The organism is Rhodococcus sp. UFZ-B548 (genome assembly GCF_903819475.1).
GTDB lineage: Bacteria > Actinomycetota > Actinomycetes > Mycobacteriales > Mycobacteriaceae > Rhodococcus_F > Rhodococcus_F erythropolis.
In genome coordinates this window covers 34,820-55,310 of the sequence record NZ_CAIJDS010000044.1, presented here as the reverse complement: position 1 = coordinate 55,310, position 20,491 = coordinate 34,820, and the positions used below count along the sequence as shown (strand labels likewise).

The 20,491-nt window shown below is 63.9% G+C and carries 15 protein-coding genes; 3 read left to right on the top strand and 12 right to left on the bottom strand.

Features of this window, described 5'->3' with window-relative positions; translation table 11 throughout:
• The first annotated feature begins 49 nt into the window (after positions 1-49).
• Complete coding sequence (locus tag H7C86_RS27925; protein ID WP_070797096.1) at positions 50-907, top strand: NAD-dependent protein deacetylase; 858 nt, start codon at positions 50-52, stop codon at positions 905-907.
• Here the strand turns inward: H7C86_RS27925 and proB are convergent.
• From proB to H7C86_RS27880, 9 genes are all read right to left on the bottom strand, one after another.
• The gene (gene proB / locus H7C86_RS27920; RefSeq protein ID WP_019749067.1) at positions 880-1,983 is read right to left on the bottom strand and encodes a glutamate 5-kinase; all 1,104 of its coding nucleotides are present in this window, start codon (positions 1,981-1,983) and stop codon (positions 880-882) included. The two genes, H7C86_RS27925 and proB, sit on opposite strands and share 28 nt — an antisense overlap.
• A 44-nt stretch (positions 1,984-2,027) precedes the next feature.
• Entirely contained in the window at positions 2,028-3,479 is a 1,452-nt protein-coding gene (obgE, locus tag H7C86_RS27915; protein ID WP_019749068.1) for a GTPase ObgE, read from the bottom strand.
• Positions 3,480-3,691: 212 nt separating this feature from the next.
• Positions 3,692-3,961, bottom strand: a complete 270-nt coding sequence (rpmA, locus tag H7C86_RS27910) for a 50S ribosomal protein L27 (RefSeq protein ID WP_003944532.1) — start codon at positions 3,959-3,961, stop codon at positions 3,692-3,694.
• A 42-nt stretch (positions 3,962-4,003) separates the two neighbouring features.
• Complete coding sequence (gene rplU, locus H7C86_RS27905; RefSeq protein WP_003944533.1) at positions 4,004-4,315, bottom strand: 50S ribosomal protein L21; 312 nt, start codon at positions 4,313-4,315, stop codon at positions 4,004-4,006.
• Between the two features lie 319 nt (positions 4,316-4,634).
• Positions 4,635-7,883: a translation initiation factor IF-2 N-terminal domain-containing protein gene (locus H7C86_RS27900; protein ID WP_182262627.1), complete on the bottom strand. Its 3,249-nt coding sequence runs from the start codon at positions 7,881-7,883 to the stop codon at positions 4,635-4,637.
• Between the two features lie 492 nt (positions 7,884-8,375).
• Positions 8,376-8,795, bottom strand: a complete 420-nt coding sequence (gene ndk, locus H7C86_RS27895) for a nucleoside-diphosphate kinase (protein WP_019749070.1) — start codon at positions 8,793-8,795, stop codon at positions 8,376-8,378.
• 18 nt (positions 8,796-8,813) lie between these two features.
• On the bottom strand, positions 8,814-9,269 hold the full coding sequence (locus H7C86_RS27890) for a DUF4233 domain-containing protein (protein WP_019749071.1): 456 nt from the start codon (positions 9,267-9,269) through the stop codon (positions 8,814-8,816).
• Positions 9,266-10,705 (bottom strand): folylpolyglutamate synthase/dihydrofolate synthase family protein, encoded by a 1,440-nt coding sequence (locus H7C86_RS27885; RefSeq protein WP_019749072.1) that lies wholly within the window; start codon positions 10,703-10,705, stop codon positions 9,266-9,268. Before H7C86_RS27885 ends, H7C86_RS27890 begins: the two co-directional genes overlap by 4 nt.
• The gene (locus tag H7C86_RS27880; RefSeq protein ID WP_182262626.1) at positions 10,702-13,383 is read right to left on the bottom strand and encodes a valine--tRNA ligase; all 2,682 of its coding nucleotides are present in this window, start codon (positions 13,381-13,383) and stop codon (positions 10,702-10,704) included. The genes H7C86_RS27885 and H7C86_RS27880 overlap by 4 nt, the downstream gene beginning before the upstream one ends.
• 172 nt (positions 13,384-13,555) lie before the next feature.
• On the opposite strand from H7C86_RS27880, the gene H7C86_RS27875 reads away from it, so the two are divergent.
• Entirely contained in the window at positions 13,556-14,257 is a 702-nt protein-coding gene (locus tag H7C86_RS27875) for a hypothetical protein (protein WP_019749074.1), read from the top strand.
• Positions 14,258-14,329: 72 nt separating this feature from the next.
• Here H7C86_RS27875 and H7C86_RS27870 read toward each other — a convergent pair whose 3' ends face one another.
• The 3 genes from H7C86_RS27870 to H7C86_RS27860 form a co-directional block, all read right to left on the bottom strand.
• Positions 14,330-16,363 (bottom strand): S9 family peptidase, encoded by a 2,034-nt coding sequence (locus tag H7C86_RS27870; RefSeq protein ID WP_175470273.1) that lies wholly within the window; start codon positions 16,361-16,363, stop codon positions 14,330-14,332.
• Between the two features lie 12 nt (positions 16,364-16,375).
• Positions 16,376-16,990, bottom strand: coding sequence for a GNAT family N-acetyltransferase (locus H7C86_RS27865; RefSeq protein ID WP_003944518.1), 615 nt, complete (start codon positions 16,988-16,990; stop codon positions 16,376-16,378).
• Positions 16,991-17,053: 63 nt separating this feature from the next.
• Complete coding sequence (locus tag H7C86_RS27860; protein ID WP_182262625.1) at positions 17,054-18,061, bottom strand: iron-siderophore ABC transporter substrate-binding protein; 1,008 nt, start codon at positions 18,059-18,061, stop codon at positions 17,054-17,056.
• A 120-nt stretch (positions 18,062-18,181) separates the two neighbouring features.
• On the opposite strand from H7C86_RS27860, the gene H7C86_RS27855 reads away from it, so the two are divergent.
• Positions 18,182-20,491: an FdhF/YdeP family oxidoreductase gene (locus H7C86_RS27855; protein WP_021344728.1), complete on the top strand. Its 2,310-nt coding sequence runs from the start codon at positions 18,182-18,184 to the stop codon at positions 20,489-20,491.

The following is a 20,491-nucleotide window of genomic DNA, read 5'->3' as shown; positions in this document are numbered from 1 at the left end:
TCGGACTTCCTCCGCGCCGCCGTCTCGCACACGCGCCTATCCTGGAACGGTGCCTACCGACAACAGCCGCCTCGACGCCCTTCCCGAGCTCCTGTCCGGCCGTCGCCTGGCAGTTCTGACGGGTGCAGGCATCTCCACCGACTCCGGAATCCCGGACTACCGTGGCCCCGATTCACCCCCGCGCAATCCGATGACGTTCCAGCAGTTCACCGGCGATCCGGCGTTTCGACGTCACTACTGGGCGCGTAACCACATCGGCTGGCGATACATGGACAGCTCGCGGCCCAACCAGGGCCACCGGGCCGTCGCGGCACTCGAGCGAACAGGGCGAGCCGTCGGTGTGATCACCCAGAACGTCGACCTCCTGCACACCAAGGCCGGCGCGCGAAACGTCATCGACCTCCACGGCACCTACGCGCAGGTTCGATGCCTGAGCTGCCAGCGGCTGATCTCCCGCGCCACTCTCGCCGAGAGACTGGAGGAAGCCAACCCCGGATTTGCCGAAACTGTGGCTGCTGCAACGGGAGTCGAGATCGCGCCCGATGCAGATGCCGTGATCGAATCCACCGCACACTTTCGCGTCGTAGATTGCGCCGTGTGCGGTGGGCTACTCAAGCCGGACATCGTCTACTTCGGTGAATCCGTCCCCAAGGAACGTGTGGCCCGGGCGTACAGCCTCGTCGACCAAGCCGATGCACTGTTGGTAGCCGGGTCGTCGTTGACGGTGATGTCCGGTCTGCGTTTCGTGCGGCATGCCGCCAAGACCGGGAAGCCGATCGCCATCGTCAATCGCGGAACGACCCGAGGTGACGAATACGCCGACCTCAAGCTCGAAGTCGGTTGTGCTGAAGCACTTTCCGCCCTGGTCGAGTACGACAGCTACAGCGCCACCAAGTCGTCCGCGTGAACCACGGGACGCTGCATGTCGGCCGGTAGATCGGCGGTGGAGCGCCCCAGGATCTCCTCGATCTCCGTAGCGTCGAACGCAACGACACCCCGAGCGACGGGCTTCTCCCCCGGTCCCATCAGCGACACGACATCGCCGGCGTGAAAATCGCCGGACACACCGACGATGCCCGCGGACAGCAGGCTTCGACGCTTGGACACCACCGCGCGAACGGCGCCTTCGTCGAGGTGAAGGTCACCCGATGTGTCAGCGGCGTGACGTACCCAGAATCGGCGAGCCGACAATCGCGTCGGCCGGGGCGCAAATGCCGTTCCGACATCGGCACCACTGAGTGCCTGCGCAGCGTCCGATGCTGCCGCGAGCAGCACCGGCACTCCGGAATCAGCGGCCAGGCGTGCTGCTGAGAGCTTTGACGCCATGCCTCCGGTACCGAGAGCGCCACCCGAACCGGCAACCACACCGTCGAGATCCTCGGGACTGTTGACCTCGGGAATCAGTGTGGCATCGCCCTTTCGGGGATCCCCGTCGTACAGGCCGTCCACATCCGACAACAGGATCAACGCGTCGGCGCCGACGAGATGAGCAACCAGAGCAGCCAGCCGATCGTTGTCACCGAATCGAAGTTCGGTGGTGGCAACGGTGTCGTTCTCGTTCACGATCGCCACCGCGTGCAATGCCCGTAGACGATCGAGTGTCCGTTGGGCGTTGCGGTGCTGCGTCCGTCGAGCGATGTCGTCCGCCGTGAGTAGAACCTGCCCGACGGTACGCCCGTAACGGGCGAACGACGTACCCCAGGCGTGAGCCAGCGCCAACTGACCGACGCTGGCCGCAGCCTGCTTGGTCGCGAGATCCCGCGGTCGCTTGGTCAGTCCCAGCGGCGCCAGTCCGGCGCCGACGGCACCGGACGAGACGACGACTACATCGGAGCCCGCGCGCATGCGGGCCTCGATGGCATCGGCCAACAGATCAAGTCGGTGAGTGTCGAGTCCCGCCACCAGACTGGTGAGCGCAGACGACCCGATCTTCACGACGATACTGTGAGCCGACGCTATCGACTCCCTGGTGGACCCGAGCACAGTCCCGTTCCCTCTCTTCGGTTTTCGTCCTGAAATCGCGTGAGTCAGGCGTCTTCGTCGAGCAGCCCGCGGCGGACGCGACGAGCATGCTTGCGCTCGTCGGCGCCGATACGCTCCACCTGATCGAGACGCGGGTCGGTTCCACGGCCCGTACGGGTCAGATCGATACCGGCCGGCGTCATCGGCTCCCACTCGAAGCTGACGTCACCGATGGTGACGGAAGCCCCTGGCTGAGCGCCCTTCTTGACCAATGCGTCCTCGACACCCAAGCGTGCAAGACGGTCGGCGAGGTAACCAACGGCTTCGTCGTTGTCGAAGGCGGTCTGACGAATCCACCGCTCCGGGCGGGTGCCTCGGACGACGAACCCACCAGGGATATCGGGATCCTTCTCGATGGTGAAGCTGGAATCCTTGACCTTGACCGGGCGAATGACCTGGCGCTTCGGCTCGGGCTTCGGATGAGCTTCGCGGTAGTCGCGGACCATCTTCGCCAGCGCGAATGTCAACGGTCGCAGACCTTCTCGGCTCACCGCCGAGATGGTGAAGACCGGCCATCCGCGAGCTTCGATCTCGGGTGTGACCATTTCGGCCAGCTCGGCTGCCTCCGGAACGTCGGTCTTGTTCAGGATGACGACGCGCGGGCGCTTGTCGAGGTCACCGAGTCCCGAGTCGCCGGAGAGCGCGGGCGTGTACGCGGCCAGCTCTGCTTCCAGGGCGTCGATGTCGGATATCGGGTCACGCCCCGGATCGAGGGTGGCGCAGTCGATCACGTGCGCCAATACGGCGCAGCGTTCGATGTGGCGCAGGAAGTCCAGGCCCAAACCGCGGCCTTCGCTGGCACCGGGGATCAGTCCGGGCACGTCGGCGACGGTGAAGGTGGTGTCACCGCTCGAGACGACGCCGAGGTTGGGGACCAGAGTGGTGAAGGGGTAGTCGGCGATCTTCGGCTTGGCCGCCGAGAGAACGGACACCAGCGAAGACTTACCGGCAGAGGGAAATCCGAGCAGACCGACGTCGGCTACCGACTTGAGTTCGAGAACCAGGTCACGCTCGACACCGTCTTCACCGAGGAGTGCGAAACCTGGGGCCTTGCGAGCCTTCGAGGCGAGTGCTGCGTTGCCGAGTCCGCCGCGGCCGCCCTGAGCGGCGTCGTAGCGCGAGCCGACACCGACGAGGTCGGCAAGGACGTTGCCGTCGGTATCGAGAACCACAGTTCCATCCGGGACCTTGAGGATGAGGTCTTCACCGTTTGCACCCTCGCGGTTACTGCCGGCGCCCTGCTTGCCGTTGGTCGCCTTCGCGTTGGGATGGAAGTGAAAGTCGAGGAGGGTGTGGATGTTCTCGTCGACCACGAGGATGACGTCGCCACCGCGACCTCCGTTGGCACCGTCCGGACCGCCGAGCGGTTTGAACTTCTCGCGGTGTACGGAGGCGCAACCATTGCCGCCTTTTCCAGCGCTGACGTGCAGCACAACACGGTCAATGAATCGGGACATGACTGCCGGATCCTTCCTCAGTCAATTGCGGGTCTCACGCGATGAGCTGAACTTCTGGTGAGCAGGGTTGCTCGGGGTAAAACTGGCACTGCTTAAACAAACGATAGGGGCGGACCGGGTTATTTCAACCCTGGTCCGCCCCTATCGGGAGCTTGGAACGCGTCACTCTCTTACCGAAAGTAGAACCGGTGACGCACAACTAGCGAGAAAGACTAGACCTCAGCCGCAACGACGGCCGGAACGATGTTCACGGTCTTGCGTCCACGCTTCTGGCCGAACTCGACTGCACCGGCAGCGAGAGCGAACAGGGTGTCGTCGCCGCCACGGCCGACGTTGACGCCGGGGTGGAAGTGCGTGCCGCGCTGGCGAACCAGGATTTCGCCTGCGCTGACCGACTGGCCGCCGAAGCGCTTCACGCCGAGGCGCTGGGCGTTTGAATCGCGACCGTTACGGGAGCTGGATGCACCCTTCTTATGTGCCATGCTATTGACCCTCCTCGGGTGAAATTAGCTAGAAAGAACTGGTTACTTGATGCCCGTGACCTTGAGCACCGTGATCGGCTGCCTGTGGCCCTGACGCTTGTGGTAACCGGTCTTGTTCTTGAACTTGTGGATGCGGATCTTCGGGCCCTTGGTGTGCTCGACGATCTCACTGGTGACTGCGACCTTGGCCAGCTTGGCCGCGTCGGTGGTCAGGTCAGATCCGTCGACCACGAGAACGGGAGCAAGCGAGACAGCAGTGCCGGGCTCACCCTCGATCTTCTCGACCTTGACGAGGTCACCAACAGCGACCTTGTACTGCTTTCCGCCGGTCTTGACGATCGCGTACGTTGCCATCGGAGGGCTACCCCTTGCTTCTTCGAACTTGCTCGCGCTGCTGCCTGAGGCTTCAAATGCATCGCGACTGGTCTGGTTTATGTCACCTCGGCTCGGCACTGACGTACCGGGACATTCACGCGCACTCTAGGCACACGGAATCTCTACCGCCGGGTGGCGACCCTCCAAGGTTACGGGAAAGCAACCGTCAGGGTCAAACCGCCCCGCCGAGGGGTGGTGCTCACTACTCTGTACTGCTTCTACCAGCTGAAACTTCGGATAACGGTTGGATGTCCTCGCTCATCGCAAAGTCATCCAACCGACCGAAAGCCAGTAGTTCTTACTCTCCGTCTACCGGAGGACCTGCGGGACGTGCTGCTGCACGCCTGCGACGGGGTCGCTTGACGACGACAACTTCTTCCTCAGCCGGAACTTCGGTGGCCGGAGCCGGAACGTTTTCCACGACCGCTTCTGCCACGGGTTCCGGAGTCGGAATCACGAAGACCGTACCCACCTCGGGAGCTGCCTCGGCAACCGGTGCCGACGCTGCCCGCGACGCCCGGCGACTACGCCGACGACCGCGCGGAGCAGCTTCGGTCGAAGCTGCCGCCGACTCGTTGTCCACTGCGGAAACTTCTTCCGCAGCAGAGTCCACAACAGGAACGTCATGGCGCTCAGGAGCAGCAGGAGTATCGATCGGCCGATCCTGTTGCCGATCGGTACTTTTGGATGCATCGTCCCCCGAAGACGTACCGGTGGAATCAGACTCGATCGAGTCGGCCGCGACGGTCTCGTCGTCGTCGTGGTGATGCGAGGCCATCGCCAATGCCACCGGATGAGCCCGCTTGACGGTCGCGTCGACAGCCGGAACCTCCGGCGCCGGAGCTTCCTGTCCGTTGGACTCGGTCGAAGGCGACTTGTCTCCGCGGCCACGCTTGTTCTTGCGCGAGGTGCCGGATTCGCTTCGCTGCGAGCCCGAACGCGATCCCCCGTCGTCCGAGGACTTCACCTCGACCGGCTCGGAGTGGACGATGATGCCGCGGCCGTGGCAGTGCTCACAGGTGGTCGAGAAGGCCTCGACCAATCCGGTGCCCAACTTCTTGCGCGTCATCTGCACGAGTCCGAGTGACGTGACCTCCGACACCTGATGGCGCGTGCGATCGCGACCCAGGCATTCGGTGAGCCGACGCAGGACCAGGTCCCGGTTCGATTCGAGGACCATGTCGATGAAGTCGACGACGATCATTCCGCCGATGTCCCGCAGGCGCATCTGGCGAACGATCTCCTCGGCTGCTTCGAGGTTGTTGCGGGTAACAGTCTCTTCGAGGTTTCCGCCGGCTCCGGTGAACTTTCCGGTGTTGACGTCGACGACGGTCATGGCCTCGGTGCGATCGATCACCAAGGTGCCGCCGGACGGCAGCCACACCTTGCGATCGAGCGCCTTGGCCAACTGCTCGTCGATACGGCGAGCGGCGAAGACGTCGATACCGTTGTTCGGCGTGTACTTCTCGAGTCGCGGAAGCAGGTCGGGCGCAACGGAGTTGATGTAGTTCTCGACCGTCGTATGCGCCTTCTCACCCTCGATGACCAGCTTGGAGAAGTCCTCGTTGAACAGATCGCGAATGACCTTGACCAGCATGTCAGGCTCTTCGTACAGCGCCTGCGGGTTGCCGGACTTACCGGTGTCCGCAGCCGCGGCCTGCTCCTCGATGCCGGCCCACTGAGCCTGCAGACGAGTCACGTCGCGCGCCAACTCTTCTTCGCTGACGCCCTCGGACGCCGTGCGAATGATCACGCCGGCGTCGGCGGGAACGATGTCGCGCAAGATTTCCTTGAGACGCTTGCGCTCGGTGTCCGGAAGCTTGCGGCTGATACCCGTGGACGTACCACCGGGCACGTAGACGAGGAAACGACCGGCAAGCGAAATCTGTGTGGTCAGTCGAGCACCTTTGTGGCCGACCGGATCCTTGCTGACCTGAACGAGCACCTGATCGCCCGGCTTGAGGGCCTGCTCGATCTTGCGCGAGTTGCCACCGAGACCGGCAGCCTCCCAGTTGACCTCACCGGCGTAGAGAACGCCGTTGCGGCCACGTCCGATGTCGATGAACGCCGCTTCCATGCTGGGGAGCACGTTCTGGACACGTCCGAGGTACACGTTGCCGACCATCGACGCGGACGCCGAGTTGGTGACGAAGTGCTCGACCAACACTCCGTCTTCGAGGACTGCTACCTGTGTAGTCGCATGCGGCTGACCGCTGTCTGCTCGATCACGCACAACCATGACGCGATCGACGGCCTCACGACGCGCGAGGAACTCCGACTCGGTCAGAATCGGCGGACGACGACGACCGGCGTCACGACCGTCGCGGCGACGCTGACGCTTCGCTTCCAGACGTGTCGAACCACTGATGCCCTGGACCTCGTCCTTGACGCGGGTCTTGTTGCGAGGTTCGCGCTCGTGAACGACGGTGTTCGGCGGATCGTCCTCGGACGTCGCAGTCGCGTCGGTGGCGCCGTCGGTGCCGGTCTTGCGACGACGACGACGGCGGCGACGGCGGCTCGATCCGTCGGCATCGAGATCGGAATCGTCGGCATTCTCGGAATCCGCATCCGCGGTGGACTCGGACTTATCACCGGATTCTTCGCCGGCAGCGTCGTCGGTTTGCTTCTCGACTGCCGCAGGGGCAGATTCCTGCTCCGATTCGGCAGCGGTATCCGACTCTTCGTCCGAACCCTGCTCGCCACCCTGTTCACCGCGACCACGCCCACGTCCACGGCGTCCACGACGACGGCGACGCGGCTGATCGTCGTCCTCGTCCTCGGACTCGGCGCTCTCGCCCTCGGTTTGCGGTGCGGTCACAGCCGGCTCTTCGACGGCAGGAACTGCAACCGGTGCTGCCTCGGGAACGACGGTTTCGGCTTCCGTAGTTGTCTGCTTCTCTTCGACGACCGCCGGTGCAGCGGGCTCGCGGCGTGCGCGACGGCGACGCGGAGCTACCTCGGCGGCTTCGAGATCCGGCTGCAGGAACAGCGGGACCTGCGGCGCGGCGGGAGCCACCTCGGGCTGATGGGTCTGCGGCGCCTCGAAGGAAGTGAACAGATCGGACTGCTCGGCTTCCTTGCTCTGCAGCGCAGCAGCGGCGTCGAGTCCAGCGCTGATCTCGGCGACAGCCGGATCCACTGCTTCTTCTGCTGAAGGTTCTTCGGCGGCCGGTTCTTCGACAACGACCTTTTTGCGGGTGCGACGAGCCCTGACAGGCTTCTCGGCCGGAGCCTCTGCAACAGGCTCTTCCGCAACAGGGGTCTCGGCAACCGGGGCCTCGACAACCGGGTCGATGAGGGTATCGAGCTCGGCCACGACCGGCTCGATGGCCTCGGCCGCGGAAGTCAGCGAGGCGTGAATCCGCTGGGCAACGTCCCGTTGGAGACTCGACTGCGCACTGCGCAATTCGGTACCGAGCGCTGCGGCTTCGGCAAGGACCTGCTTGCTGGTGACACCGAGCAGCTTCGCCAGCGCGTGTACGCGCATCTTGTCGGGAAATTCCGGGGTGGTGCTGGAATCTGATTCGGTTGGGGATTGATCGGCCACGTAAGTCTCCTCAGCCCCCGGGCGCGTCCAACCCAGAAGTCGAGTTGTCACGCGGCCACGCGGGAGCGTGCTGTGTGTACTCGCACTCAGAAGTGAGTGCGAGATTGTAAGGTCTCGCTCCGCATGGTCCGCAATGCCCGTTATTCACTGCGAGCACATGAAGTGCCTGGCTGGATGGCCGTTGTCCTGTGCGCGAGCGCCTGATCATCCAGCGTGCAGAGGTCCAGGGATTTCCTGTTGACCTGGAGCAGCGATGAAAGGGCATCGAACCTAGGTGTCATCCGGTTGAACGTGCGTAAAACAAATTGCGGTTCAACTGAAAGCAGTATCCCACACCAACGCGCCTGCAACTGCAAAGGGCGCACCGATGTGGGATACGTGCCGAGAATTCGCTGTGGAGATGTGGGCCGAAGGCCCGTTCATGTGGGCCGAAGGCCCGTTCATGTGGGCCGGAGGCCCGTTACATGTGGGCCAGAGGCCCCGATCGAAGATTCAGATGGACGACAGCGCGGGGAACCACAGAGCGATTTCGCGCTCTGCCGACTCCACGGAGTCACTGCCGTGAACGAGGTTCTGCTGCGCTTCGAGTCCGAAGTCGCCACGGATGGTGCCCGGAAGAGCTTTGTCGACCGGGTCGGTTCCGCCGGCCAACTGACGGAAAGCAGCGATGGCGCGGGGGCCTTCGAGCACTGCGGCCACCAGCGGACCGGAGGTGATGAACTCCAACAAGCTCGGGTAGAACGGGCGCTCGGCGTGTTCTGCGTAGTGGCTACCAGCCACCTCTTCGGAAGCTACACGGAGTTCGAGTGCTGCAATTGTCAGGCCTTTGCGCTCGATACGGCTGAGGATTTCTCCTACGTATCCACGGGCAACGGCGTCGGGCTTGATCAGTACGAGGGTGCGCTCAGTCACAGCGGACAGCCTAAATGGTCAGTCCCGCTGGCCGGGAAGCAGGCCCTTGTCCATCCGGCGCTTGATGTCTCTCTGCAGGTAGACGAGGTATCCCCAGACGATCCCGAAGGTGATCGCCACACCGGCAATCGACGGGTGGACGAAGAAACCGAATAGAAGAATCACCTGCAGTGCGACGTTGAACCCCATCGCCCACGGCTTGCCCTGGACGCCGGCTCCCAGAATCATCAGTACCGCCAACCCGATGATGAATCCCGCGGAGGCCGCGGTGAGGCCACCGCCGACGACCGCGACAACCGGCAAAGCCAGCAGCACGACGATCGCCTCGAGGATCAGGGTTCCGGCCATCACTCCGCGGAAACTTTTCCAAGGGTCCTTGGTCGGAGGCCCGAACTCGCCGGCAGTGTCTCCGGACTCGGGGTCTCCGGGCTCGTGGCCTCCGGACTCGGGATTGGCATCTGACGGGGTACTCACGCGGGGTCCTTTCCGAACAGCGTGCGGGCGGCGCCTGCGGTCACGACGGATCCCGTCACCACCACACCTGCCCCTGATACGGCTTCGCCGGGTTCGGCGACCTGCTCGGCGATTTCGATCGCGACTTCCAGCGCGTCGGCAAGCACCGGCGCCACGACGACGCGCTCGTCGCCGAACTTCGCGACGGCAATGTTCGCCAGCTCCTCGACATCCATCGCCCGGGGTGACCCGTTGTGGGTGACGACGATCTCGTCGAAGACGGATTCGAATGCGGTCAAGATGGCGTCGACGTCCTTGTCCGCCATCACGCTGACAACTCCCACGAGCTTGCGGAAGTCGAACTCCGCGGCCAGTGCGGCCGCGAGAGCACGCGCGCCGTCAGGATTGTGGGCGGCGTCGAGAAAGACCGTCGGCGCACTCCGAACACGTTCGAGGCGACCGGGATTGACGATCGAGGCGAACCCGTTGCGGATAGCGTCCTGATCGAGTTGTCGGTCCGGACCGGCACCGAAGAACGCTTCGACGGCAGCGAGCGCGAGCGCGGCGTTGCGCGCCTGATGCTCACCGTGAAGGGGGAGGAAAATGTCGGTGTACACGCCACTCAAGCCTTGAAGTTCGAGCTGCTGTCCGCCTACCGCGATCTGGCGAGCAAGCACCTTGAACTCCGAGCCTTCACGCGCGACCGCGGCCTCGACCTCGACAGCACGGCGCAGCAATACCTCCATGACTTCGGGAGTCTGCTCGGCGATGATCGCGACGGTGTCCACCGGAACCAGGTCCTCGCGGCCCTTCTTGATGATCCCGGCCTTCTCCTCCGCGATTCCGGCCAGGTCGGTGCCCAGGTACTCGGCGTGATCGAGGCTGATCGGCGTGATCACCGCGACCTGTCCGTCGATCACGTTAGTGGCGTCCCAGCGTCCGCCGAGGCCGACCTCGACCACGGCGACGTCCACCGGAGCCTCCGCGAATGCCGCATAGGCCATCGCAGTGAGCACTTCGAACTTGCTCATCGCCGGTCCCCCGGCTTCCTGCGACTGTGCGTCGATCATCTGCACGTACGGCTCGATCTCGCGGAACGTGTCCACATAGAGCCGCGGGGAGATCGGATGACCGTCGATGCTGATCCGCTCGGTCGCGATCTGCAGATGAGGGCTGGTGGTTCGGCCGGTACGACGATGCAGAGCGCTCATCAAGGAGTCGATCATGCGGGTCACCGACGTCTTGCCGTTGGTTCCCGTGACGTGCACCGACGGATAGTTGTGCTGCGGTGAGCCCAGGACATCCATGAGCGCCTCGATACGAGTCAGTGACGGCTCGATCTTGGTCTCAGGCCAACGCTTGTCGAGTTCTGCTTCCACCAACGCCAGTTCGGCGATGTCGACCGGAGTCGGAACCGAACTCTGAGCGTCGAATTGGGACGGCTCGTACGAACTCACTTGTCGGCCAACTCCTTCAGACGTCCTGTGATGCGCTCGATCTCTTCGACGGCGATCTGGCGACGTGTCTTGATCTTGTCGACGACGGCGTCGGGCGCCTTCGCCAGGAAGGCCTCGTTCGCCAGCTTGTTGTCAGCGGTGACGAGCTCCTTCTGCGCTGCCGCGAGGTCCTTTTCGAGCCGCTTCTTCTCCGCGCCGAGGTCGATGGTGCCCGAGGTGTCGATGTCGACCGTGACGGTGCCCTGGCTCAGACGCACCTCGACGGAGATCGACGCGGTGAATCCCTCTTCGGGTTCGGTCAGCTTGGCAAGCGCCGCCACGTAGGCGAACTGGCCGTCCATGCCTGCCTCCGAGAGCCCGGACGCACGAGCCGGAACCTTCTGGGAAGGCTTGAGCCCCTGATCGTTTCGGAAACGTCGCACCTCGGTGATCAGCTTCTGGGTGTCTTCGATCCTGGTGGCGGCCTGGGTGTCGACTGCCACACCGGACAACGTCGGCCAGTCGGCGACGACGACGGATTCACCACCGGTGAGCACCTTCCACAGGGTTTCGGTCACGAACGGAATGACCGGGTGCAGGAGGCGGAGCAGTGCATCGAGAACGTTGCCGAGCACGGCGCGGGTGTTCGCGGCGACAGCCTCGTCGGCGGCGAACTGCACCTTGGCGAGTTCGAGGTACCAGTCACAGACCTCGTCCCACGCGAAGTGGAACAAGCCTTCGCACGCCTTGCTGAACTCGTAGCGATCGAATGCGGCGTCCGCCTCGGCCTGGACCGTGTCGAGACGGTCGAGGATCCAACGATCGGCGTCGGTCAGTTCGCTTCGAGCAGGCAGCGGCGCGGGAGCAGCGCCGTTCATCAGTGCGAACTTGGTCGCGTTGAACAACTTGGTCGCGAAGTTGCGCGAGGACTGCGCCGAATCCTCACCGACGGACAGGTCACTGCCCGGGTTGGCGCCGCGTGCGAGTGTGAATCGCAGGGCGTCGGCGCCGAAACGATCGACCCAGTCGAGTGGGTCGATACCGTTGCCGCGAGACTTCGACATCTTCTTGCCGTACTGATCGCGGACCAGTCCGTGCAGGAACACGTCCTTGAACGGCATCTGCGCGCCGGACTTACCCGGACCGGCGGTGATCGACTCGTCCTCGGACACGTAGGTGCCGAACATCATCATGCGGGCGACCCAGAAGAACAGGATGTCGTAGCCGGTGACGAGAACGCTGGTGGGATAGAACTTTTCGAGTTCGGGCGTGTTGTCGGGCCAGCCCATCGTCGAGAAGGGCCACAGTCCCGAGGAGAACCAGGTGTCGAGGACGTCGGGATCCTGGACCCAGCCTTCCGGTGCCGTTTCGTCGGGACCGAAGCACGCAACTTCACCCTCGGGGCCGTACCAGACCGGAATGCGGTGGCCCCACCAGAGTTGGCGGGAAATGCACCAGTCGTGCATGTTGTCGACCCAGTCGAACCATCGCGGTTCCTGGCTCGCCGGGTGAATGACGGTGTCCCCGTTACGAACCGCGTCACCCGCAGCCTTGGCGAGCGTCTCGACCTTGACCCACCACTGCAACGAGAGACGAGGCTCGATGGCCTCGCCACTGCGCTCGGAGTGCCCGACGCTGTGCAGGTACGGGCGCTTCTCGGCGACGACGCGGCCCTGCTCGGCGAGAGCTTCGCGAACCTTGACGCGAGCCTCGAAGCGGTCCATACCGTCGAATTCGGTTCCCGTGTCGGCGATCTTGCCGGTCTTGTCCATGATGGTGGGCATCGGCAGGTTGTGCCGCAGGCCCATCTCGAAGTCGTTGGGGTCGTGAGCCGGCGTGATCTTCACTGCGCCGGTTCCGAACTCGGGGTCGACGTAGTCGTCCGCGATGATCGGAATCTGACGCCCGGTGAACGGATGATCGAGAGTGGTTCCGATGAGGTGCTTGTAGCGCTCGTCTTCGGGATGGACCGCCACTGCGGTATCACCGAGCATCGTCTCGACGCGAGTGGTCGCGACGATGACGTGCGGCTCGTTGTCTTCGAGCGAGCCGTAGCGCAGGGAAACCAGCTCACCCTCGACGTCCTCGAACTTCACCTCGATGTCGGAGATCGCGGTCTGCAGCACCGGCGACCAGTTCACGAGACGCTCGGCGCGGTAGATCAGACCCTCGTCGAACATGCGCTTGAAGACGGTCTGGACGGCGCGCGAGAGGCCCTCGTCCATGGTGAAACGATCGCGACTCCAGTCGACACCGTCACCGATGCGCCGCATCTGGCCCCCGATAGTTCCACCGGATTCGCGCTTCCAGTCCCAGACTTTGTCGATGAAGAGCTCGCGGCCGAAATCTTCCTTTGTCTTGCCGTCGGCAGCGAGCTGCTTCTCGACGACGGACTGCGTGGCGATACCGGCGTGATCCATGCCAGGTAGCCACAGCACCTCGTAGCCCTGCATCCGCTTGCGACGGCTGAGCACGTCCATGAGGGTGTGATCCAGGGCATGGCCCATGTGCAAGCTGCCCGTGACGTTCGGGGGCGGCAGCACGATGGAGTAGCCGGGCTTGTCGCTGGTCGCGTCGGCCTGGAAGTACCCGGCGTCTACCCAGCCTTGATACAGATCGGCCTCTACAGCGCTGGGGTCCCAGCTCTTGGGTAGGGCGTCGGCGGGGGTCTGGGGGTTCTCTGGAGCTGCACTGGTCACCACTTGATCCTAATGACTCCCCCGTCGTGAACGAATTCGCCCGTCGGCCGCCGCGGCGCACACGAACGACTGCCCCGCAGTCCGGGGTCAGCCGAACAAACGATATTCACCGATCCGCTCCGCTGACAGGATCGCTCTGAAGGACGACCGACCAACTACCTGTGGAGCAAATATGTTGAACAACTGGAGTTCTCGCCGTCCCGGCGTTCGAACCTTGGCGGCGGCCGCGACGATCGGAGCGGCGGTTGCCCTCGTGCTTCCGGCGACTGCGTCCGCTGCCCCCGGCATCGAAGAAAGTGTGCAAGGAAGCATCGACAGTGGTAGCGCCACGATCAACGGAAGCGTCGGCGATATCGGGAACGACATCGCAAACGGCATCGCCAGCGGCAGCGTGGGCGACATCGTCGGCGGGATCGCCACTGGGAACCTCAACGACGTTCTCGGCGGCCTGAACGCCGGCTCGACCAGCGCGACGGACATCGTCAACGGCCTGGCCAGTGGCAACGTCAGGGACATTCTCAGTGGCCTGGCCAGCGGCAGCGGCGGCGGCGGATCGTTTGCACCCACGCAGCGCTGCGACGCCTCGACCGTCTCGGGCGGCGCAGGAATCACCAGCACCAAGCACGAACTCGGCCGCGGTGGCCCGACCTCGTTCGTGCTCGGCTACGAGACCGAAAACGTCCCGGACCTGATCGAGGTGTACTACGAAGGTCGGTTGATCCACAGCACCGGATACATCGGCGACAACATCAACGAGGGAACTGGTTCAGCTGTCGTCAACGTGCCCGCCGGTGGGGCGTCGTCCGTTCTGGTTCGCGTCACGGGCCCTGACCACACCGAGTGGTCGTACACCGTTCGTTGCCCCGGCGCCTGAGTCCGGTCCGGATCCGCGCGAAGACGATCATGCCTCGTTCGGCTGCTTCAGCCGAACGAGGCATGCGCGCGTTCAGCCCAGAATCTCCGGCAGCGCGACATCTTCGCCGAGAACGTGCTCGGAGAGGAACGCGGTGACCACCTCGTACCAGATCTTGGTGTGCTGCGGCTTGAGCACCCAGTGATTCTCGTCGGGGAAGTACAGGAAGCGATGGTCCGTTTTCCCGTCGTCGTCGGCGGGCAGACCTGACTCGGCGAGCAGTTCGTACCAGAGTCGCAAGCCCTCACCGATCGGAACCCGGTAGTCCTTGTCGCCATGGATGACCAGCATCGGAGTCGTGATGTCCGCGACGTACAGGTGTGGCGAGTTCTCGACGGCCATCTCCGGCGACATCTCGCGTTGCCAGTACCAGGCCGCGTCCGTCGTCGGGCCGAATTGATCGAGTGCCCAGAGGCTTGCGTGGGTGACGATCGCGTCGAAACGGTTGGTATGGCCGGCGATCCAGTTGGCCATGTAACCGCCGAACGAACCACCCATCGCGCCGGTTCGCTTGGGGTCGATCTCGGGCTGCGCGACGGCAGCATCGGTGATCGCCATCAGATCGGTGAAGGGCGCCTTGCCCCACTGACCCCACCCGCGCTGGACGAAATCCTGCCCGTATCCGGTCGAGAGTGCGGGATCGGGCAGCAGTACGGCATAGCCCTTGGCGACGAGCAGCCACGGGTTCCACCGCCAGGACCAGGTGTTCCACGAACCGAGTGGGCCGCCGTGGACCCAGAGGAGCAACGGCACCGGCGCGTGCGGTGCGGCGCCGGTCGGCAGTGCCAACCAACTCCGGATTGTCGAACCGTCCTCGGCGCGAGCGGTGATCTCGGTCAGTGTTCCCGGCAGCTCCGGCAATGCGTCGGGTCCACGAAGTGCGGTGATCTCACCGGATCCCAGATCCACCCGCACCACGTGCGGGGGCGCTTCGTACGAGGCTCGCAACGCGTAGATCGACTCGCCGTCCGGCGCCACTCGAACATCGGTGTACGCCGCGTCGTCGGCTGTCAGGCGCACCGGCTGACCCCACAGGTCGATGGTGAAGATCGGCCCTCGGCCGCCGTCGTCAGCGGTGACCACCAGCCCGGATCCGTCGGGTAGCCAGGCAAGTGAGGTAGGCCAGCGATCCCAGCCGTCGGCCACGCCGGTCACGGCACCGGATCCGAAGTCGTAGAGCTGCAGAGTCATTCGCGGTGCGGACTCCGGCGTGGTGAGAGTCTCCCGGATGAACGCGAGCTTGGTTCCGTCCGGCGAGAGCACCGGGTTGTAGACGTCCGCGTCGGCCTCGTCGACAAGGGTGGTTCGGTCGCCGGTCACCGTGTCGATCCGAACCAACGTCGATCGGCGGGCGGCACTAGCCGCGCCGACAGCCCACGTTGTCACGACGAAGAGACCGTCGTCGGAAATCGTGGTCGACGTCTCTCGCAGCGCCGCGCCTGCAGTCGGTGTGATGTCCCGCAACTCGACGGATTCCTTCGAATCCGTCTCGGCGACAACCAGATGCGGATGATCGGGGCCCAGGTCGTGGTCCCAGTGCCGCACCGGATAACCAGTGTGCAGCATCGCCGTGACCTTCTTGTCCTTGCGCGCCGATCGCACCTGATCGTCCTGGTCGAGGCTGATCGCCGAAGCCATGACCGAAGTCTGGGCCACGAACGTCGGCGCCGCCTTGGCCGCTGATACCGACGAGACACCACCGGGACGTGAGATCAACAGCTGAGCTTCTCCGCCCGCCGCGGGCAAGCGCCAGAGTGCGGGTTGCGGATCGCTCTCGCCCGGCACGGCTCGCGTGGCGGTGAAGAGCACGTCGCCGTCGAACGCGAAGGCAGCACCCGACTCGCTGGTCGAGCCCCAGGTCAACCGACGCGCCGGACGCCGACCTTCCGGGTCGATCTCCCACAACGAGGACACGTATTCGGCGCTCTTGTCGTCGAGAACGGCGCGCGCGCAGATCAGCAGCGAGCCGTCGGGTGACAACACCAGGCCGGACAACCTGGCCAAGGCGATGTAGTCGTCGAGTTCGTCGAACGGTGTGCCTGCGTGGAGCTCGGGAATCTGGGTCACCACTAGTTGGTATCACGCGCCCCGCGGTTGACGCATCATTGCGTAGATCGTCGGCCCGCCGCCTGGCATGACGATGTCACGGGTCACTTCGAAACCGAAGCGGTTGTAGTACGGGATGTTCGATTCCTTGCTGCTCTCGAGGTAAGCGTCGACGTGTTCACGATCGCAACGCTCCAACCGGGAGTTCAGTAGGGCTTTGCCGTATCCCCCACCGCGCGCCGCGCTGCCGGTCCCGACCGTCGCGAGATACCAGTGCGGCGAATTCGGATGTGCTCCTTCGAGAACGGAGCTGACCTCGGCCGCGTGTCGTAGCCCCCTGCCGAAGACACGCACCATTGCGGGCAGGCTCACGAGCCCGGAAATCCACGACTGCTTCCACCGCCCCGGCGGATCCCACAGAGTTGCCCCGCCGATCACGCCGTTGTCATCGGTGGCTACCTCGACACCGCCACCGGCGAAGTGGTGGTAACGAGCTTCTGCGGCAAACAGTTTCGTCAGGCGCTCAGCCCTGGAGTCCTCGTCCGGCAACATCCAGGCCATCAAAGGATCATCTTCGAACGCCTCGGCCAACACCGCCGACAGCGCCGGAATATCGGATCGGACAGCCGGCCGCACGTGTACACCCATGAGGCGAGAGTACCGCCGACTGTCCGAATCCCTGGACTTTGAACAGCGCTGTCCTTGAACCGATCAGACGAGCAAGCCCGCAATCCGCGGCGGAATCTGTTCGAGCGCATAGGGCAAGCTCAGTACGGTGCTCCACGTCATGGCTTCGGCAGCAGCGTCTTCCAGAATGATCGCGCGGCCGTCCTTCACGACGTCGAGTTCCTGGTAGATCGGGGTCTTGTCCAATTCCGCCCGAAGCTTGTCGCCGTAGCCACCACCGGCGTACCAGACGAGTACGTCGACGTCCGCAAGCGAGAGTTGCTCGGTGCTGATCTCGGCGAAGTTACCCGTGATCTGATCGGTGACAGGCGGATTCACGAATCCGAGTTCAGTGAAGAACCTCACCTTGGGGTCTTCCGGTCCGTAGACCCCGAATTGCCCCGGCCCCTTCAACGCGCCGACCAGAACGGTCTTGCCGGCAAACGCCGGATTGGCTGTCTTCACGTCGGCGAACTTCTTGTCGACGCCGGCGATCAGCTCGGTGGCCTTTCCTTGCTGCCCCAGCGCTTCGCCGATGATGGTCGTCTGGTTCCGCCAGGGGATTCCGTAATCCGCGAACTCCTTCGGCTGCGCCACCGTCGGCGCAATGGCACTGAGTTTGTCGTACTGCGCCTGAGTGAGCCCGGAGTAGGTGCCGACAATCAGGTCGGGTGTCGTGGCAGCGACCTTCTCCATCTGAATGGTGGTGCCCGCGGTTCCGATGATCTCGGGAGTCGCCCCGTTCAACAACGGCTGCGCCCATGGCCACACACCGTAGGGGTAATCGCCGTACCAGTCGAAGGTTCCGACCAAAGTCCCACCGAGGGCGAGGATCGCATCTTGATCGTTGTATCCGACACTGACGATCCGCTGCGGATCCTCGGGCAGCTCGGTAGCCCCAAATTTGTGGGTGATCGATCCCGCAGAGTCCCCGCTGGGGGGCGTGTCCTCGTCGTTCGAACTGGAGCAGGCTGCGGCGAATGCCAGCAACGCTCCCGACGTGCCGATCAGAAATCCGCGCCGGGTCAGCCGACCTGCGTCCGTTCGATCCATGCTCTTACCCCTTAAGTCCGCTCGTTCGGTAGGTAAGGCTAGCCGATGAATGTCGCATTCCGGTGAGTTCGACCGGCCCATTCGATGGCAGTACCGCGCCGTTCGGGCCAGTATGGAGACATGACGCGCCAGGGCCCCTCGAAAGACATCGACGAATCGGATCTCGAAGTCACGCACCCCAAGGACTACGCCGCCGGAGTGCCGGCTGTTCTGGTGTCGCTGCAACGAGGAATCGAGCAGATGGGAGCCCTGCGGACCGCCCGAACGCTCACCAGGCTCAACCAGCGTCACGGCTTCGACTGCCCGGGGTGTGCGTGGCCGGAGACTCCCGGACATCGCAAGCCCGCCGAGTTCTGCGAGAACGGAGCGAAGGCCGTTGCCGAGGAAGCAACGCTTCGCACGGTCACGCCTGAATTCTTCGCGGAGCACTCGATCGCCGACCTCGAAGGCAAGACCGATTACTGGCTCGGCCAACAAGGCCGACTGACGCACCCGATGGTCCTGACCCCGGGAGCAACCCATTACCAGCCGATCGACTGGGACGGCGCGTACGCACTGATCGCCGAACATCTGAACGGCCTCGCGTCGCCGGACGAAGCAGTGTTCTACACCTCCGGTCGCACGTCCAACGAAGCAGCGTTTCTCTACCAGTTGATGATTCGTAGCTACGGCACCAACAACATGCCCGACTGTTCCAACATGTGTCACGAGTCGTCCGGAAGCGCACTGACCGAATCCATCGGCATCGGCAAAGGCTCGGTGACGGTTCCCGACCTCGAGAACGCCGATCTCATCCTCATCGCCGGACAGAATCCCGGCACCAACCACCCTCGAATGCTCTCGACACTCGAGAAGGCAAAGGGCAACGGCGCCAAGATCATTGCCATCAATCCCCTCCCCGAGGCGGGATTGCGACGGTTCAAGGATCCGCAGAAAGTCTCCGGCGTGATCGGGCACGGAGTCGACATCGCGGACGAGTTCCTGCAGATCCGGCTGGGCGGCGACATGGCGCTGTTCCAAGGTCTGGGGAAGCTGCTGCTCGAGCAGGAAGATCGCGCTCCCGGCACCGTGGTCGATCGCGCATTCGTCGACCGCTACTGCGCCGGTTGGGACGAATACGAGAAGCACATCCGCGCGGTCGATCTCGACACGGTACTCGAGGCGACGGGCCTGTCGATGGCGCAGCTCGAGGAAACGGCTGCCGCGCTTGCCCGATCCGAGCGAACCGTCACCTGCTGGGCCATGGGCATCACTCAGCACACACACGGAGTCGCCACCATCGAAGAAGCGGTCAACCTGCTGCTCATGCGTGGAATGATGGGCAAACCCGGTGCCGGGGTCTGTCCGGTGCGAGGACACTCCAATGTCCAGGGTGACCGCACGATGGGCATCTGGGAGAAGATGCCGGAAGAGTTCCTGGCCGCGCTCGACACCGAGTTCTCGATCTCGAGCCCCCGCAAGCACGGGTGGGACACCGTGGACGCGATCCGCGCGATGAATGCCGGCAAGGCAAGCTTCTTCATGGCGATGGGCGGCAACTTCATCCAGGCCAGCCCGGACACCGCAGCCACCGAAACCGCGCTGCGCCAATGCGAACTCACCGTTCAGGTTTCCACCAAACTGAACCGAAGCCACGTCGTTCACGGGCAGACCGCAATCATCCTCCCCACCCTCGGACGCACGGACCTCGACGTCCAGGCCGGCGGAAAGCAGCTTGTCTCCGTGGAAGATTCGATGTCCATGGTGCACCTGTCGCGCGGACGCCTCACGCCGGTCAGCCCCTACCTACGTAGCGAAGTCGCCATCATCTGCCAACTCGCCCGCGAACTACTCGGCAGCGATCACTCCGTCCGCTGGTCGGCCTTCGAGGGCAACTACGACCTGATTCGCGACTCCATCTCACGAGTGGTGCCCGGATGCGAAAACTACAACACCCGGGTTCGCCAGCCGGATGGATTCCAGCTCCCACACCCACCGCGTGACTCGCGTGAGTTCCGCACGCACACCGGCAAAGCCAACTTCGGCGTGAACGAACTGCACTGGATACCCACTCCGAGCGGGCGCCTGATACTGCAGACCATGCGCAGCCACGACCAGTACAACACCACGATCTACGGCCTCGACGACAGATACCGCGGTATCAAGGGCGGACGCAAGGTCATCCTCGTCAATGCCGAAGACATCACTGCACTCGGATTCCGCGACGGCGATCTCGTCGACATCGTGTCCGAGTGGACAACACCAGACGGAACACTCGAAGAGCGTCGGGTCACGGAATTCCGCATCGTCTCCTACGACACCCCCCGCGGCAATGCGGCGGCGTACTACCCCGAGACAAATCCGCTCGTTCCCCTCGAACACGTTGCAGCCAAGTCGAACACGCCGGTCTCGAAGGCCGTCACTGTTCGACTCGAAGCATCAGGCGCCTGA

Bases quoted from the DNA above. Each gene is read 5' to 3' on its own strand.
- obgE (WP_019749068.1), bottom strand. From the start codon at position 3,479: ATGTCCCGATTCATTGACCGTGTTGTGCTGCACGTCAGCGCTGGAAAA.
- rpmA (WP_003944532.1), bottom strand. From the start codon at position 3,961: ATGGCACATAAGAAGGGTGCATCCAGCTCCCGTAACGGTCGCGATTCA.
- rplU (WP_003944533.1), bottom strand. From the start codon at position 4,315: ATGGCAACGTACGCGATCGTCAAGACCGGCGGAAAGCAGTACAAGGTC.
- H7C86_RS27875 (WP_019749074.1), top strand. From the start codon at position 13,556: ATGTTGAACAACTGGAGTTCTCGCCGTCCCGGCGTTCGAACCTTGGCG.
- H7C86_RS27865 (WP_003944518.1), bottom strand. From the start codon at position 16,990: ATGGGTGTACACGTGCGGCCGGCTGTCCGATCCGATATTCCGGCGCTG.
- H7C86_RS27860 (WP_182262625.1), bottom strand. From the start codon at position 18,061: ATGGATCGAACGGACGCAGGTCGGCTGACCCGGCGCGGATTTCTGATC.
- H7C86_RS27855 (WP_021344728.1), top strand. From the start codon at position 18,182: ATGACGCGCCAGGGCCCCTCGAAAGACATCGACGAATCGGATCTCGAA.